The following is a 14,245-nucleotide window of genomic DNA, read 5'->3' on the forward strand; positions in this document are numbered from 1 at the left end:
CTTCGCTCTCCACCATGCCGCGTAGTTCGCAACCGGTCATGCGCGGGGAGCATCTCAGGTGACACACGACGGCACGACGGGGGTCCGATGCGTACGACACCACCCATGACGAGACTGACGAGGCACGTGAAGCGGTCGCTGGCCGCGCTCGTGGCACTCGCCGCGGTCAGCGCGTGCACCGCCCAGGCCGTGGACACGGACGGCAAGCAGCCGCCACTGGTGAGGATCGACGGCACGGCGGGCTCCACTCCCAAGCCCAGCGCCTCTGGCTCCCCCACCGACTCGCCCGACGACCCCAAGCCGAGCACCAAGCCCACCCCCGTCGCCGCCGAGGTCCTCTGGTCCCGGGGCGACGAGGGCACCGAGGTACGCGAGGTGCAGGCCCGGCTGCGGCAGGTCGCCTGGCTCTTCGACGGGCCGACGGGGACGTACGACGACCTGACCGCCACCGCCGTGAAGGGCTTCCAGGGCAAGCGGGGTCTGCCACGGACCGGCGCGATGGACACCGTCACCTGGCAGCGGCTGCAGAAGATGACGCACGAGCCCGGCAAATGGGAGCTGTACGCGTACGGCGGGCAGCCCGCCGCGGAGCCGGACTCGCGCTGTATGACGGGGCGCGTGCTGTGCATCAGCAAGACGAGCCGCACGCTGCGCTGGATGGTCGACGGCCGGACGGTGTCGACGATGGAGGTGCGGTTCGGCTCGCAGTACACGCCGACCCGCGAAGGTGTGTTCAGCGTCTACTTCAAGTCGCGGTACCACGTGTCGACGCTCTACGACTCGTCCATGCCGTACGCCATGTTCTTCAGCGGCGGCCAGGCCGTGCACTTCTCCACCGACTTCGCGGCCCGCGGCTACTTCGGCGCCTCGCACGGCTGCGTCAACGTCCGGGACGAGGGGAAGATCGCTTCACTGTTCGCGCAGGTCCGCACGGGTGACAAGGTCGTCGTCTACTGGTGACACGCGGCGCGTGACACGTGCCGCGGAAGGTGAGTGGGGCGCGGGCGGGACCGGGGGAACCTGTCCCGCCCGCGCCAGTGTGCACCGAGCCATGGGTACGGGGGGAACCCCGGCTCAGTGCGACGGCCGATGACCAGTCGGCTCACCCACTACTGCGCCACCGCGGCTGGAAATGTCACACCTGGGGCCCAAGAAAATCCAGGGGGATACGAAACCGCAGGTCAGGATGGGTTTGCGGGAATCGGGAGGAGCTGGGCCGGGGTGGAGGGGGAGGACGACGACGGCGAGGGCGATGGGGACGGGGACGGGGACGGGGTGAGGATTCCGTCGTTGCCGGGGTTGTCGTTGCCGACGCCATCGTTGTCACGGGCGCCGTCACCGGCGTCTCCGCTACCGAGGTCATCGTTGCCGCGATCGCCGTTGCCCTGATCGTCGTTACGGCCGTCGTTGTTGCGGCCGTCGTCGTCACGGCTGTCGTCGTTGTCGCCCGGGAGCACCGGGAGCAGCGGGAATATGTGGTTTCCGTCGTCGTCACCACCCCCGTCCTCCGGGCCGGAGCCCTGGTCGGAGCGGGTGTCCGCGCCCGAGCTCGTGCTCCCGGCCGAGTCCTTGGCGTCGTTCCGGCCGTCGCCGCCGGTATCCGTCCGGTCCAGGATTCCGTTGCAGTACGTCTTCAGCTGCCCGTTGCCGCCACCGCCCGCGGCGTCCTCCAGGACGCTCTTGCGGCCGGCGTCCAGGTCCTTGCCGTCGAGGACGTCGCGGCAGGACGAACGTGTCTGGCTCCACCACTCGCCGGTACGGCCGGACTTCCCCGCCTCGTCCGAGCCCTGCTGCCCGCTCGTGGCGCCGCCGCCCGCCTCGTCCTTCGAGGAGCCGCCGACGGACGGGCCGTTCGTGGTGGCGCCGGGCGCCGGGACCTGGGAGTCGTCGCCGTCCGGGGCACCCGGCGACGGCGAGCCGACCGGGCGCTCCGGCGTAGCCGCGGCCGTCACCGTGGCGGCAGGGCCCGGCTTCTCGTCACCGAACGGAGTCGGCAGCATTCCGGTTCCGGCCGCGACGGCGACCCCGCCGATCATCCCGGCGGCCAGCGCGGCGGCGAGACCGAGGCGTGTGGGGCGCCCCCAACGGGCCCGGCGACCACCGGAGTCGGGACGTCCCAGACGTACGAGACCGGCGTCGGAGGGGTGCGAGGTGATGCGGGAGACAGGGTGCGTACGAGGACGCGGGGCCAGCTGTTCCACCTCGCCGTGCCGGTCCGCGCGCACCTTGCGGAACGCTGCCAACGCTGCAGCCTCGCCGGGGAGTTCGTCGCTGCTGAGCGTGGGTTCGGCGGCCAGCGCGGCAAGTGCCCCGGCGAGCCTGTCCACCTGGTTCCTGGCCTCGGTGTCGACGGCTTCCAGGGGTTCTCCGCGCAGCAGACGCTCGGCGGCGTCGCGGTCCAGCCACCGGCCCGGGGGCCGTGGGTTGTCACCCGGGAAGACACAGCGCTCGTCGGCCATCACATGTCCTTCTGCGTCCGCGAACGCGTATGCGTCACACCGGCGGACGTCACCGCGCGTGTACGCGGTTCTCTTTGTGGCGGTACGGCGCCGAGTGCGCCGGCGGATTCCGGATCGTCGCCGAGCAACTCCGCGAGCCGTTTCAGACCGCGGTGCGCCGCTGTGCGCACCGCGCCGGGGCGCTTGCCGAGTGTCTCGGCCGCGGTCTTGGCGTCGAGGCCGACGACGACACGCAGCACGACGGCCTCCGCCTGGTCCTGCGGGAGCTGGGCGATGAGCGAGAGGGTGCTGTTGGTGGCCAGGGCCTCGATGGCCTCGCCCGCGGTGTCGGACTCGGCGGCCTTGCCGGTCAGTTCGGTCTCGTCGCCGCCTATGGCGGGGCGGCGCCCGCGCATCCGTATGTGGTCGAGGGCACGGTTGCGGGCGATGCGGGCGGCCCAGCCGCGGAAGCGGTCGGCGTCCCCGCTGAACCGCTCCAGGTCACGGGCGATCTGCAGCCAGGCCTCGGACGTGACGTCTTCCGCGTCCGGGTCGCCGACCAGCGTCCGGACGTACCCGAGCAGCCGTGGGTGCACCGCGCGGTACACAGTCCGGAACGCGGTCTCGTCCCCGTCCTGTGCCGCAAGCACCGCGGCAGTCAGCTCCGCGTCGTCCCCCAGCACCGCACTCCCTTTGCGCCTAAACCGGCGCCGCTCTCGCGGACCTGGTTGCTCGCCATCGGGGTTGCTCAATTGATGGTCGCGGTCTTGGGCCGCTGATGGTTGCGGTAGTCCGTCCCCCGCAGTCCGGCGCGAATGGCACGTTACGGCGTGAAACCGCTTGGCGTCCATGTTCGTACAACGTGCAACGACGTGGTGACGGAGCGGGGTGTGACAGAAAGCGCAGTCGCGGCGCTGTAGAAAGTACGGGCCGCCGCGCGGCCCGTGCCGCGCGACGGCCGGGGCCTCTCCTGTGGGGGGTGGCGGCCCCGGCCGTTGCCATCGGCGAGGGCGGGACCTGCTGCTTCCCCTGGCTGTACCGGAACCGGGTCGACTACTTGCCCTCAGCCCTTGTCCTTGGACTTCTTGGGTTTCGGCGTTGCCTTGGGCGTGCTGTTCGCCTTGCCGGGGGATCTGGTGGCCTCGTGGTCCAACTGCCCGGCGCAGTACGCCTCTACGTTGCCCTCGCCACCCGCGGCGTCGATCAGCCGCTGCCAGGCCGTCGAACTCAGTGCCTTGCCCCGGCCCTTGACCGCGTCGTACGCGCGACAGTGGGCCTCGGTGTCCTTCGCCTGGGACGGGTGGCCGGACGGTGCGGTCTGCTCGGGGCCGGGCGGCGTCGGGTTCGCGGGCCCGGGCCCGGACCGCTCCGGGGCGGCGCTGCTCGACGGCGGCCGGGTGTCGTCCCGGTCGGCACCGCCGTCGTCCAACACCGAACCGATGCCCGCGACGGCGACCCCGCCCAGCGTCAGGCTCGCCAGCAGCACGGCCAACGTGGTCCGCAGCGAGCGGCCCACCTTCCGCTGCTCCCGCGGCCGCCAGTCGTCGCGCCGCCGGGAGCGCGCGGGTCGCACGGCGTGCGCGCCCGCGTCACGCGCGGCGCGAAACGCGGCCACCGCCCGCGCCTCCGCACCGGCATCACTCACCACACGCCGGCGCACGGCAGCGAGCAGCACCTCGACGGCGGGGTCTTCACCACCCGGGGGGTGCATCTCGCCGACAGGGGGGTCGCCCGCAAGCGGTTTCGGGAGGGTGGGGTCGTTGTTCGCGGGGGGTTCGACGGGGGTGGGGTCGTTGTTCGCGGGGGGATCGACGGGGGCGGGGTCGTTGTTCGCGGGGGGATCGACGGGGGCGGGGTCGTTGTTCGCGGGGGGATCGACGGAGGCGGGGTCGCCGTCCGCAGGCGGCGCCACGGAGACAGGCTCGTCGCCCGCCGGGCGTACCGCTGCTGCTGGCTCGTCGCCCGCGGGGTGCATCGCGACGCCTGACTCGTCGCCCGCAGGCGGCCTCGCGAAGGCAGGACCGTCGCCCACAGGCGGCACCACGAGGGCGGGATCGTCGCCCGACTGACGCACCGCGACGCCTGGCTCGGCGCCCGCAGGCGGCCCCGCAGAGACAGGACCGTCGTCCGCATGCAGCCTCGCGAAGGCAGGATCGTCGCCCGCCGGGCGCACCGCCGCTGCTCCTGGCTCGTCGTCCGCAGGGCGCGCCCCGACGACAGGCTCGTCGCCTGCGGGGTGCGCGACCCGACGGTCGGGGGTCCCGCCACCGCTCTGCCGCTCACCCATGTCTGGATCCATCCCTGAGACTGCCCGACCTAATCGGCTTGCTCGACCTGCCCGATCCACTGGACGTGCCCGGCCCACTCGGCCTGCCCGCCGGCTTCCTGCCGCTCATCCCGACTCCCCCAGCGTCCGGGGTTCCTCATCCGTCACACCCTCGACGCCGAGTTGGCGCGCGAGGCGCTTCAGGCCGCGGTGGGCGGCGGTGCGTACCGCGCCCGGGCGCTTGCCGAGGACGCGCGCGGCGGCGGGCCCGTCCAGGCCGACGACCACCCGCAGCAGTACGGCCTCGGCCTGGTCGCGGGGCAGCCCGGCGACCAGTTCCAGGGCGTCCTGGGTGGAGAGGGCCTCCAGCGCCTGGTCGTCCGTGGAGTGCGTACCCGGAAGTTCCAGTACGTCCTGCTCGAGCGTGGTCGCCCGCGGCCGCACCTTCAGGCGTCGCAGATGGTCGAGCGCCCGGTGCCGGGCGATGGTCGCGGTCCAGCCGCGGAAGCCGGCCCCGTCCCCCTTGAACCGGCCCAGATCCCGGGCGATCTCCAGCCAGGCGTCGGACGCGACATCCTCCGCGTCGTCACCGACGATCCCCCGCAGATACCCGAGCAGTCCGGGCTGCACAAGCCGGTACGCGACCGCGAAGGCAGCCTCGTCACCGTCCTGCGCCCGCGCGACGGCGACGCCCAGTTCCCCGTCGTACGCCTGCGCGCGGCGGGGTTCCCCTCGCTGGCCCAACACTGTCCTCGTTCGTACCGAATTCGCCCGAATTTCACGCCGTTCGACACAGTCGGGCCGTGTCGACGCCCTCATGGTCATCAGCGTCGGCCCCCACATAAATGTCACAGCACATCAGCCACCCCTTCCACCCCTCCCGCCCCTGCCCCGCCTCAGGCGATCTGCCGGGACGCCCGCCCATGCAGCTGCATATAGAACGTCCGTACGGATTCCAGCTCCCCCACCTCGAACCGCTTCACGACCTTGCCGAGCGGGTTCCACACCCGCCCGTCGGACATCCGCACCCCGACGGGCTGCCCGAACAACTCCCGCTGCCCGGCATCGAATTCGACCCACCGGGCCCCGGCCCGCCGAACCAGCACCTCACCCGTGTACGCGCCGAGCCCGAACAGCACATGCTCGACCCTGCCACGCTCGGGCTCCCCCTTCCGCAAGCCGTCCACGATGAAGTCGACGACCCGCAGGCTGTTCACGGAGTAATCCAGCGGCACCCGGTTCCGCGCCGTGATCTGCCGCACGAACTGCCCCGCATGCTGCCGCATCGACACATCGATCGACATCCGCTCCGTCACGAGCCCCCGCCCCCTCATCCCCACCGCACCCGGGGCGTGGTCACGCACCGGTCCACCTGACCAAGCGGAACGCGGGCGCCGAACGTCACACGCGACCAGTGAATATACAGTGGATCATGTATATTGATACACAAAGCCGTGTATCACGAGGAGGCGCTCATGAGCCGCACCGTCATCGACCTCGACGACGAAGCCCTGGAAGCAGCCGCCATAGAGCTCGGCACGACGACGAAGCGCGACACGATCAACACCGCATTGCGGGAGATCGTCGCTCGCAACCGTCGCCTGCGCGCCTTGCACGAGTTGCAGGACCTCGCGGCAGAAGGTGCCCTTGACGTCGAACTCCTCCTCGACAAGCGCAACTACCGAGGGGGAAATAGCACGTGACCGTCCCGGACTATCTCATCGACACCTCGGCGTTGGCACGAATCCTGCTGCGCCAGGCATCCGAGGAATGGGAGCGCCGCGTTGGCGGCGGGCTGGTCGCCCTGTGCGACATCAGTGAACTGGAGGTGCTGTACTCCGCTCGCTCCGCCAAAGACCGTGAGGTCATCCAGGACAGGCTGAACCAGTTCGCCTGGTGCCCCATGCCCGACGGCATCTACCGACGAGCCCGCGTCGTCCAGCAACAACTCACCACCAAGGGCGAGCACCGCAGCGCCGGAGCCATCGACCTCCTGGTCGCCGCGGTCGCCGAAGAGGCCGGCCTCACCCTCCTGCACTACGACCGGGACTTCGAGACCATCGCCCGGACGACGGGGCAGCCGGTCCGCCTGATCGACCTCAAGGACTAGCCGGGCCACCTCGTCCGGGTCCGAGCGCCTCGCCCCCGCCTGACGTGCTGCCGACGCTGTCAGTGGCCGCTGCCATGATGCCCGGCAACATCAACGGGCATGGGAGCGGAACATGCTGGAGCAGGCGGTACGACCGATAGTCGAGGCGATCGTCTCGAAGGCCCCGAGCGGCTGGACGCGCGCGGTGCTGCACGGCCGGGCAGGGCGCGGCGGCACCTCGGTGACCGGCGAGTACGCCCCGCGGAGCGGCAACTGGAACGACCGCGTTCCCAACCCCTACATGGAGCTCATGGCGCTGGCGGAGACACTGCGCGCAGAGCACGGCTGGGAACCCGTCAGCCTCGAGATCGTGTGCCGGCCGTCGGGCGAGTACCGGCTCGTCGCCTTCAACGACGCCATCAGCCGGGTGACCGGGACGGGCGGCGGATTCCAGGTGGTGCTGGACCCCGACCACCGGCTGCCCCAGCCCGGCCTGCACCAGGAACCCGGCACCGCCGCACCGGCGGGCGACCCCGAACTGGCCGTGGCCCGCTTCCGCGCCTACCTCGAACGACGCGCCGCGATCCTGGGACACCCCGACGAACTGCCCCCGCCCGCCACCGTCGCCGCGATCGAGGAAGCCGAACGCCGCCTGGGCCGCCCGCTGCCCGCCGACCTGCGGGCGCTCTACCTGATCGCCGACGGCGACGGCATCGAGTACGAGAACCGCTATCTGTTCCAGGGCAACGCCTGGCTGCCGCTCAAGAGCATCGTCGCCGAGCACACCGACTGGAGCGCGGGCGAACGGCCTTGGTTCGGCTGGGACCTGGAATGGGACGCCGTCGTCTTCGACGCCACCCCGGCCGGTACCGTGCGACGCTGCGGAGGCCACCCCGGCTGGTTGCGCTTCGCCACCAGCGAGGACGGCAACTACCTGGCCGTCGACACCGCCCCGGCCCGGAACGGCCGCCCCGGCCAGCTCATCCGCACCGGCCGCGACTACGACGACGGGCCCGCCTACGTCGCCGACTCGATCACCTCACTCCTCGGCCACTACCTGGACCTGCTGGACCAAGGCGCGTACGAGAAGAACGGCGACCACATCCACCTGCGGGAACCCGCCCGCGATCCCGCACCCCAGCAGATCATCGGGGCCATCCCCGACGAGGTCCCGCCCACCCTCCAGGCAATCCACATCAACGACGCCACCGGCCTCGTCGACCTCGCCCCGCTCACCGCGGCCCCCAGTCTCCGCCGACTGCACCTCAACCGCTCCACCACCGCCGATCTGACGCCGGTGCGCGAACTGCCCGTCGAATCCCTGCGCATCACCCTCGACGGCGGCGACCTGACCCCGCTCAGGGGCCACGCCCACCTCGCCTCCCTCGACCTGACCACCACCGCCCCGGCCGACCTCACCCCGCTGCACACGGTCCCCCACCTGCGCGGCCTCGACCTCTCCGGAGCCGACATCCCCGACCCGGCCGTCCTGGCCGGCCTGACGGACCTCCGCTACCTCTCCCTCACGGGACGCCAGTGGACCGCCCTGCTGAACGAGGGCCACGCGCCCCCCGCTCTCGCCGCCGCCCGCCTGGCAGACGCGGAAGCCTCCCTCGACGACGCGCTCGCCTGGGCGGCCCGCCTCGGCCTCGACACCGAGAACGCCCTCCGCGTCACCGGCACCCTCAAGACCGCCGGGGGATGAATCGCGGTCCTGTGGTGACGCTTTGCGATCTCTGTGCGCTGGGTAAGCAGGCCACCCCTGTGACGGGTGGGCCTGTCGTGGCCCTGTTCAGGGCTGTCGACCGTTGTTGACGTTTTCCATTGACGTATTCCGTTGACGTTTTCTGTTGACGTTTTCTAGGGGTGGGGCAGTTGAGTCGCAGGACGACCCATGCGTACAAGCCGCTGAGTCTGAAGCGGAGAGCATGGCTGACGATAGGTGCGGTCGTACTGGGAGGGGCGGGAGTCGTCACGTACGCCGCGGCGAATCCGTCGGGGCCCGCTGGCGACAAGACCGCCGGTTCCCGCAAGCCTGCCGTGCACACCGTGAAGCTCAAGGACGAGGGCGCCGGCCGAAAGGGCCTGGACAAGCAGGGCACCGACCGGTTCAACGCGGTGATGCTGACCTGGAGCGACCCGGGGGCGAAGCCGAAGGGCACCCCCGAGGTGCGTTACCGCGAGCGGGAGAGCGGCACCTGGTCGGGCTGGCAGAAGCTGCCGGACGACCCGTTCTCCGCCGACGGCGAAGAGGCCGAACACGCCGGGACACGCGGCGGCACCGCGTCCCTGTGGACCGGCGACGCGGACGGCGTCGAGGTGCGGGTGGTCGGCGCGGACGGCACCGAGGCGAAGGGGCAGCCGGCCGGGATGGACGTGCGGCTCCTCGACCCGGGTACGGATCCGGGCACCGGTCCGACGGGCGCGTCCACGACGCAGGCCGAGCCCGCCGCGTACGCCTACCCCGCGGAGGAGACCACACCCGCGGCGAGCGACTCGGCGACACCCACGGACTCGGCGACTCCGACGGACACGGGTACGGGCACGGGTACGCCTGCGCCCACTGACTCGACGACCCCGACGGACACGGTGACGCCGACCCCGACGGACACCATCTCCCCCACGCCGTCTCCCACGCCCACCCCCACCCCAACCAACACCGTCCCGGCGCCCCGCCCCTCAACGGTCGTCAAGCCCCCGATCATCACCCAGTCCCAGTGGGGCGCCTCCACCGCCTACGACGGCACCCCCACCTACGGCACCGAGATCAAGGCAGCCGTCATCCACCACACCGGCGTGGACAGCGACAACAAACTCTCCTGCGCGCAGTCCCGCGCCCGCCTGCGCACCATCCAGCAGGAGCACTTCTCCCGCGGCTACTACGACATCGGCTACAACTTCCTCGTCGACAGGTGCGGCCAGATCTTCGAGGGCCGCAGCGGCGGCATGGACCTGCCCGTGGTCGGCGCGCACGACGTCGGCTTCAACACGAACACGGTCGGCATCTCCTACCTCGGCAACTACGAGAGCGCCCAGCCGAGCCGCGCAGGGCTCGACGCCATCGCCCGGATCGTCGCCTGGAAGTTCGGGATGTACGGCATCGACCCGACCGGCAAGGTGACGCTGACGTCCGGCGTCGATGCCGGGGTCGACGGCAACAAGGTCGCGAAGGGGCAGTCGGTCACCCTGCCGCGCGTCTTCGGCCACCGTGACACCAACGCCACGGCCTGCCCCGGCGCCAACCTCTACAAGAAGCTCTCCCAGATCGCCACCCTGGCCAAGCTCCCCGGCGTCTCGCACGCCCTCGCCACGACCGACTACGACCGCGACGGCGTCAGCGACCTCGTCGCCGGTACGCCGACAGCAGGCGGCGGCATCGTCACCGTGGTCCCCGGCGGTCTCGACGGCCCGGTCGCGGCCTCGAAGCGGACGCTCACGCAGAACAGCGCCGGCGTCCCCGGCACCTCCGAGACCGGTGACGGCTTCGGCGCCGCGACCGCCTGGGGCGACGTCAACGGCGACGGCTACGCGGACCTCGCGGTCGGCTCCCCCGGCGAGGACGACACCAGCGGCAACGCGGACCGCGGCTCGGTCACCGTCCTGTACGGCCCCGCCCTCAACTCCGGTTTCTCGTACGCCACTTCGACGGTGACAGCGGCCGGCGCGAAGCTCGGAGCGGCCGTCGCGGTCGCCGACTTCAACGCCGACGGCAAGGCGGACGTGTTCGCCGCGGGCACCGGCAGGGGCGGCAACTGGAACGCCCGCCTCACCGGCGGCGCGACCCAGACCGGCACCCTCACCACCTCGACGAGCGCGATCGCGTACGCCGATGCCGCGACCGGCGACTTCAACCGGGACGGCTACGCGGACGTGGCCCTCAACTACCGTGACGCGGGCGGCATCGGCCGCGTCACCTGGTTCAAGGGCGGCGCGTCCGGCCTGACGAAGGTGTCCGTCATCAGCGTCAGGGGCGGCCGCTCGATCGCCGCGGGCGACGTGAACGGCAACGGCTACGACGACATCGTCATCGGCCAGCCGTCCGCCACCGAGTCCGGCGGAAGGGCGGGCGGCCAGGTCACCATGGTCCCCGGCACCGCGACCGGCTTCACCACCACCGGAATGACCGTCATCCACCAGGACACGACCGGCGTTCCGGGCGGCGACGAGTCCGGCGACGCCTTCGGCAGCTCGGTCTCGACCGGCGACTACAACGCCGACGGCTACGCGGACGTCCTCACCGGCGCCCCCGGCGAGGACCTCGCCCGCGACGGCGTCAACCGCGCCAACGCGGGCACGGTGACCCTCGTCAAGGGCACCTCCGCCGGCCTCACCGGCTCCGGCTCGGTCTCCGTCTCGCAGGACACCACCGGCGTCCCCGGCGCCACGGAGACCAACGACAAGCTGGGCTCGGCCGTCTCCCTCACCGACCTGTCCGGGTACGGCCGCGCCGACCTCACACTCGGCGCCGAGGGCGAGGACGCGAACAACGGCATCCTCATGTACGTCCCGAGCAACAGCACCGGCCTCGGCCTGTCCACGACGGCGATCCTGAGCAGGACCCCGCTGGGTACGCCCACGGGCGCCCGCCTCGGCCAGGTGGTCGCACCGTAGACCCGACCTCCGCGGCGGCGGGCGCTTCCGCCGCCGCGGACGGTCATCGGCCATCGCCGGCCGGGTCACATCGGCCATCGCAGGCCGGCTCGCGGGCTCAGCGCGTGGCCTCCCGGCACAGCAGCCGCAGCGACCCGTCGCCCGCGTAACAGCGGCGGGCCTCGTCGATCGGGTCCCACAACCGCCCGTCGGGCGTACGTATCCAGTGGTCGCCGCCCGTCTCCCACCACTCCGCCCCCGTGCACCGGGCGACGACCTCACCGCCGTACGCCCCGAAGCCGCGCAGCACCGTCTCGACGGCGGCGTACGGCGCTCCCTCCCTGCGTATCTCCTCGATCAGCCGGTCGACGCGCCACAGGCTCTGCGCGGAGTAGTCGAGGCGCAGCCGCGCCCCCTCGCGCATCGTCGCGACCGCGTCCGCCGCCCAGCGAATGGGCTTCGTCGCAGCTTGGGGCCGGGTTGCTCGAGTTGCGTTCACACTCGGAAGAGCGCCCTCCGAACGGAATTCGTCACGCGGATCCAGCGACTCCCCGACACGGGTGCGGGATCGCCCCACGGTGCCCACAGCGCCCGCAGGACGGGCACAGGACTCTCGCAGCGAGCGGGTTTACGAGGCGGAGGGCGTCGTACGGACCACCCGGTCAGGCCGCCTACGCCCGCCCCCGCGCCCGGCGCGACACCACCGCCCGCAACACCCGCCGCCCCTCCGTCGACTGGCCCAGGACGAGCCGCAGGCCGCCCGCGCCCCGGTCCGCGAGCAGCTCCAGGATGGCGATCTGGCGCCGGAGTTCGGCGGCGACGAGCGGTGACATGCCGTCGGTACGACCCTCGCGACGGGCTTCTACCGAGGAGGTGCCGTCGGCGGCGATGTCGAGGAGCTCGTGTATCCGCAGGGCCGCCACGGAACAGGCGTCGGCCCACGCCCGCAGGGCATCGAGGGAGGAGTCGAGCGGAACGGTCGCGAGCATGCGGCGGACGAGGAACGCGGCTTGGTCGTCGGGCGAGGCACCGGAGGTAGAGCCGACGTCGGCGTCGGAGTCCCCCGGCTCGCCCAGATCTGCCCGCGCCTTCTCGACCCGCTCCCCCCAAGCCTCCCCATCCACCAGGCTCGTCCACAGGGGCCGCAGCACATCGTCGTCATCGCCGCCCAGCAAGGGAACGCACCGGTCCAAACAAGCCAGCCCGCTCGCCGCCAGCCCACGCTCGTCGGCCAGAGCAATCAGTTCCACCAGGCTCATCGCGCCTCCCTCGACCTACTCGAACTCCGCGAACACCAGGACAGGGCGCCTGTTTCTAACGGAGCCCGCACCTCCCCTTACTGCGTGCGACAGACCGGGAGTGTCACAGGAGCTGAAAGAAGCTCACAGAGGTACGACGCCGAGCCGGTCCAGGAACCTGAATAGCAGGTTTTCGGCCAACAGGTCGGGATTCGCGGTCAGTACGTCGAGCAGCGGCCCGGCGACCACCGTGTGCCCGGCTTCGGCGGCCCAGGCGACGGCCCGTTCGGCGGCGTCGGCCGGCTCCAGGAAGTAGTCGTCGACGGTGAGCCCCTCCTCACCCGCCCCCAGGTACCCGGCCATCGCGGCCCGCGCCAGGCACGTCGTCCACGCGCCGCTCTCCGGCGCGGCCGCCTCGACGACCACGCAGTCGCTGTCCATGACGTACCCGAACAGCGCGGGCGCCCCGGTCTCCCGGGCGAGCGTGTTCATGCTCCCGACGTCCCCGTCACCGCTCGGGTACTCCCACACCTGCCAGCCGCCGGGCGCCATGGCCTGCAGGACCATGCCCGGCGCCCCCGCCAACGCGTCCAGCTCCGCGAGCGGTTGCTCGCTCCTGCCCACGACGTAGTACCCCCAGTAGCCCATTCCCGTCCCCCCGGCGTCTCGGTTCGGCTCGGGCCGAATACACCACAGGCGTACGGGAGTTCGCTACCTAATCGGGCAATCCGCCCCGCGGTCAGATGCCGACCGGTAGGGGGCCCTGGCCCTGGTGCGCCTTCTCGTTCTGCATCCGCGTCAGCCGCAGCACGACGAGGATCGCGAGCACGGCCGCCGCGATGTCCATGACGTCGGCCAGCATGATCTGGCTGGTCGCGTCCTGGATCTCCTGGGGCGTCTCGGCGTTGCGGTACGAGGTGGACCCGGCCCGGTCCGCGATCAGCGAGATGATCCACAGCGTCCACCAGGCGTTGACCAGCCCGTGCGAACCGCGGGAGCCCACGGGGGTGCTCGCATCCCAGATGTCCAGCATGACCCGGCGCGGGAACCACAGGTTCACGATCGGTACGAACCAGCCCCAGATCACCCAGGCGCGCCTCTTGCTGTGCCCGAACGGGTTGAACACCTCGGCGTTGACCCTCATCCGCTGGAACCAGATGAGGTAGACGACGATGGCTGCGACGAGGGAGGTCGTCTGCATGTACCCGGCCACGGCGTAGACCGTGTCCGCGTGTTCGGCCTCCCGCTGGACGGCATCGCTGTAGTCGCCGTCCACGATGAAGCCCGTCACGTCGTACATCTTGAGGTCTGCCCAGACCGCGAAGAGGTCCGTGGCGATGACAAGGCCGAGGAGTATGGCGACGGACTTGCCGAGGCCGACCGGCGAACGCAGCCAGGCGGGGCCGTGCGGCAGAGTCATCGGACCCGTCGGCAGGGGTGGCGCCGCGGGCAGTGGCGCGGGCACGGGACCACCGGCGGGCGCGGGCACACCGGCGGACACCGACGCCGCCTCATCGGCGCAGTCGGCGCACAGGCCTTCTGACGTCGACGCCGTGGCGAAGTAACACTTCTTGCAGAACATGGGAATCCCCCGAATCACCGGCACAGGAACCGTGCCGACAGA

General features: G+C 71.5%; 15 protein-coding genes. 6 read left to right on the plus strand and 9 right to left on the minus strand.

Going from position 1 to position 14,245, the window contains the following annotated elements; all coding sequences use genetic code 11:
• Positions 1-105: 105 nt before the first annotated feature.
• A complete protein-coding gene (locus OG246_RS03205) occupies positions 106-960 on the plus strand; it encodes a L,D-transpeptidase family protein (RefSeq protein WP_266455504.1) in 855 nt (284 codons plus the stop codon).
• 221 nt (positions 961-1,181) lie between these two features.
• Here the strand turns inward: OG246_RS03205 and OG246_RS03210 are convergent, their stop codons facing one another.
• The 3 genes from OG246_RS03210 to OG246_RS03220 all read right to left on the minus strand — a co-directional run bounded on the left by OG246_RS03210 (position 1,182) and on the right by OG246_RS03220 (position 4,512).
• On the minus strand, positions 1,182-2,459 hold the full coding sequence (locus tag OG246_RS03210) for a hypothetical protein (protein WP_266455507.1): 1,278 nt from the start codon (positions 2,457-2,459) through the stop codon (positions 1,182-1,184).
• A complete protein-coding gene (locus OG246_RS03215; RefSeq protein WP_266455509.1) occupies positions 2,459-3,121 on the minus strand; it encodes an RNA polymerase sigma factor in 663 nt (220 codons plus the stop codon). The genes OG246_RS03210 and OG246_RS03215 overlap by 1 nt, the downstream gene beginning before the upstream one ends.
• Positions 3,122-3,501: 380 nt before the next feature.
• Positions 3,502-4,512: a hypothetical protein gene (locus OG246_RS03220; RefSeq protein WP_266455512.1), complete on the minus strand. Its 1,011-nt coding sequence runs from the start codon at positions 4,510-4,512 to the stop codon at positions 3,502-3,504.
• 57 nt (positions 4,513-4,569) lie between these two features.
• On the opposite strand from OG246_RS03220, the gene OG246_RS03225 reads away from it, so the two are divergent.
• On the plus strand, positions 4,570-4,743 hold the full coding sequence (locus tag OG246_RS03225; protein ID WP_266455514.1) for a hypothetical protein: 174 nt from the start codon (positions 4,570-4,572) through the stop codon (positions 4,741-4,743).
• Between the two features lie 87 nt (positions 4,744-4,830).
• Here OG246_RS03225 and OG246_RS03230 read toward each other — a convergent pair whose 3' ends face one another.
• Together OG246_RS03230 and OG246_RS03235 are read right to left on the minus strand one after the other, a co-directional pair.
• Positions 4,831-5,448, minus strand: a complete 618-nt coding sequence (locus tag OG246_RS03230) for an RNA polymerase sigma factor (RefSeq protein ID WP_266455515.1) — start codon at positions 5,446-5,448, stop codon at positions 4,831-4,833.
• 152 nt (positions 5,449-5,600) lie between these two features.
• Positions 5,601-5,990 (minus strand): hypothetical protein, encoded by a 390-nt coding sequence (locus OG246_RS03235; RefSeq protein ID WP_266463823.1) that lies wholly within the window; start codon positions 5,988-5,990, stop codon positions 5,601-5,603.
• A 189-nt stretch (positions 5,991-6,179) separates the two neighbouring features.
• On the opposite strand from OG246_RS03235, the gene OG246_RS03240 reads away from it, so the two are divergent.
• From OG246_RS03240 to OG246_RS03255, 4 genes are all read left to right on the plus strand, one after another.
• Positions 6,180-6,407: a type II toxin-antitoxin system VapB family antitoxin gene (locus tag OG246_RS03240; protein WP_266455517.1), complete on the plus strand. Its 228-nt coding sequence runs from the start codon at positions 6,180-6,182 to the stop codon at positions 6,405-6,407.
• Positions 6,404-6,814: a PIN domain nuclease gene (locus tag OG246_RS03245; protein ID WP_266455520.1), complete on the plus strand. Its 411-nt coding sequence runs from the start codon at positions 6,404-6,406 to the stop codon at positions 6,812-6,814. Before OG246_RS03240 ends, OG246_RS03245 begins: the two co-directional genes overlap by 4 nt.
• Before the next feature lie 112 nt (positions 6,815-6,926).
• Positions 6,927-8,498 carry an SMI1/KNR4 family protein gene (locus OG246_RS03250; protein ID WP_266455522.1) on the plus strand — a complete coding sequence of 524 codons (1,572 nt, stop codon included), beginning with the start codon at positions 6,927-6,929 and terminating at the stop codon, positions 8,496-8,498.
• A gap of 170 nt (positions 8,499-8,668) precedes the next feature.
• Positions 8,669-11,404 carry an FG-GAP-like repeat-containing protein gene (locus OG246_RS03255; protein WP_266455524.1) on the plus strand — a complete coding sequence of 912 codons (2,736 nt, stop codon included), beginning with the start codon at positions 8,669-8,671 and terminating at the stop codon, positions 11,402-11,404.
• Positions 11,405-11,501: 97 nt separating this feature from the next.
• On the opposite strand, the gene OG246_RS03260 is transcribed toward OG246_RS03255, so the two are convergent.
• From OG246_RS03260 to OG246_RS03275, 4 genes are all read right to left on the minus strand, one after another.
• Positions 11,502-11,882, minus strand: coding sequence for a hypothetical protein (locus tag OG246_RS03260; protein ID WP_266455525.1), 381 nt, complete (start codon positions 11,880-11,882; stop codon positions 11,502-11,504).
• Positions 11,883-12,054: 172 nt separating this feature from the next.
• A complete protein-coding gene (locus tag OG246_RS03265; RefSeq protein ID WP_266455528.1) occupies positions 12,055-12,642 on the minus strand; it encodes a hypothetical protein in 588 nt (195 codons plus the stop codon).
• Positions 12,643-12,765: 123 nt separating this feature from the next.
• Entirely contained in the window at positions 12,766-13,269 is a 504-nt protein-coding gene (locus OG246_RS03270) for a hypothetical protein (RefSeq protein WP_266455530.1), read from the minus strand.
• A gap of 91 nt (positions 13,270-13,360) precedes the next feature.
• A complete protein-coding gene (locus OG246_RS03275; RefSeq protein ID WP_266455531.1) occupies positions 13,361-14,203 on the minus strand; it encodes a DUF4328 domain-containing protein in 843 nt (280 codons plus the stop codon).
• Positions 14,204-14,245: the final 42 nt, after the last annotated feature.

The organism is Streptomyces sp. NBC_00620, assembly GCF_026341825.1.
Lineage (GTDB): Bacteria > Actinomycetota > Actinomycetes > Streptomycetales > Streptomycetaceae > Streptomyces.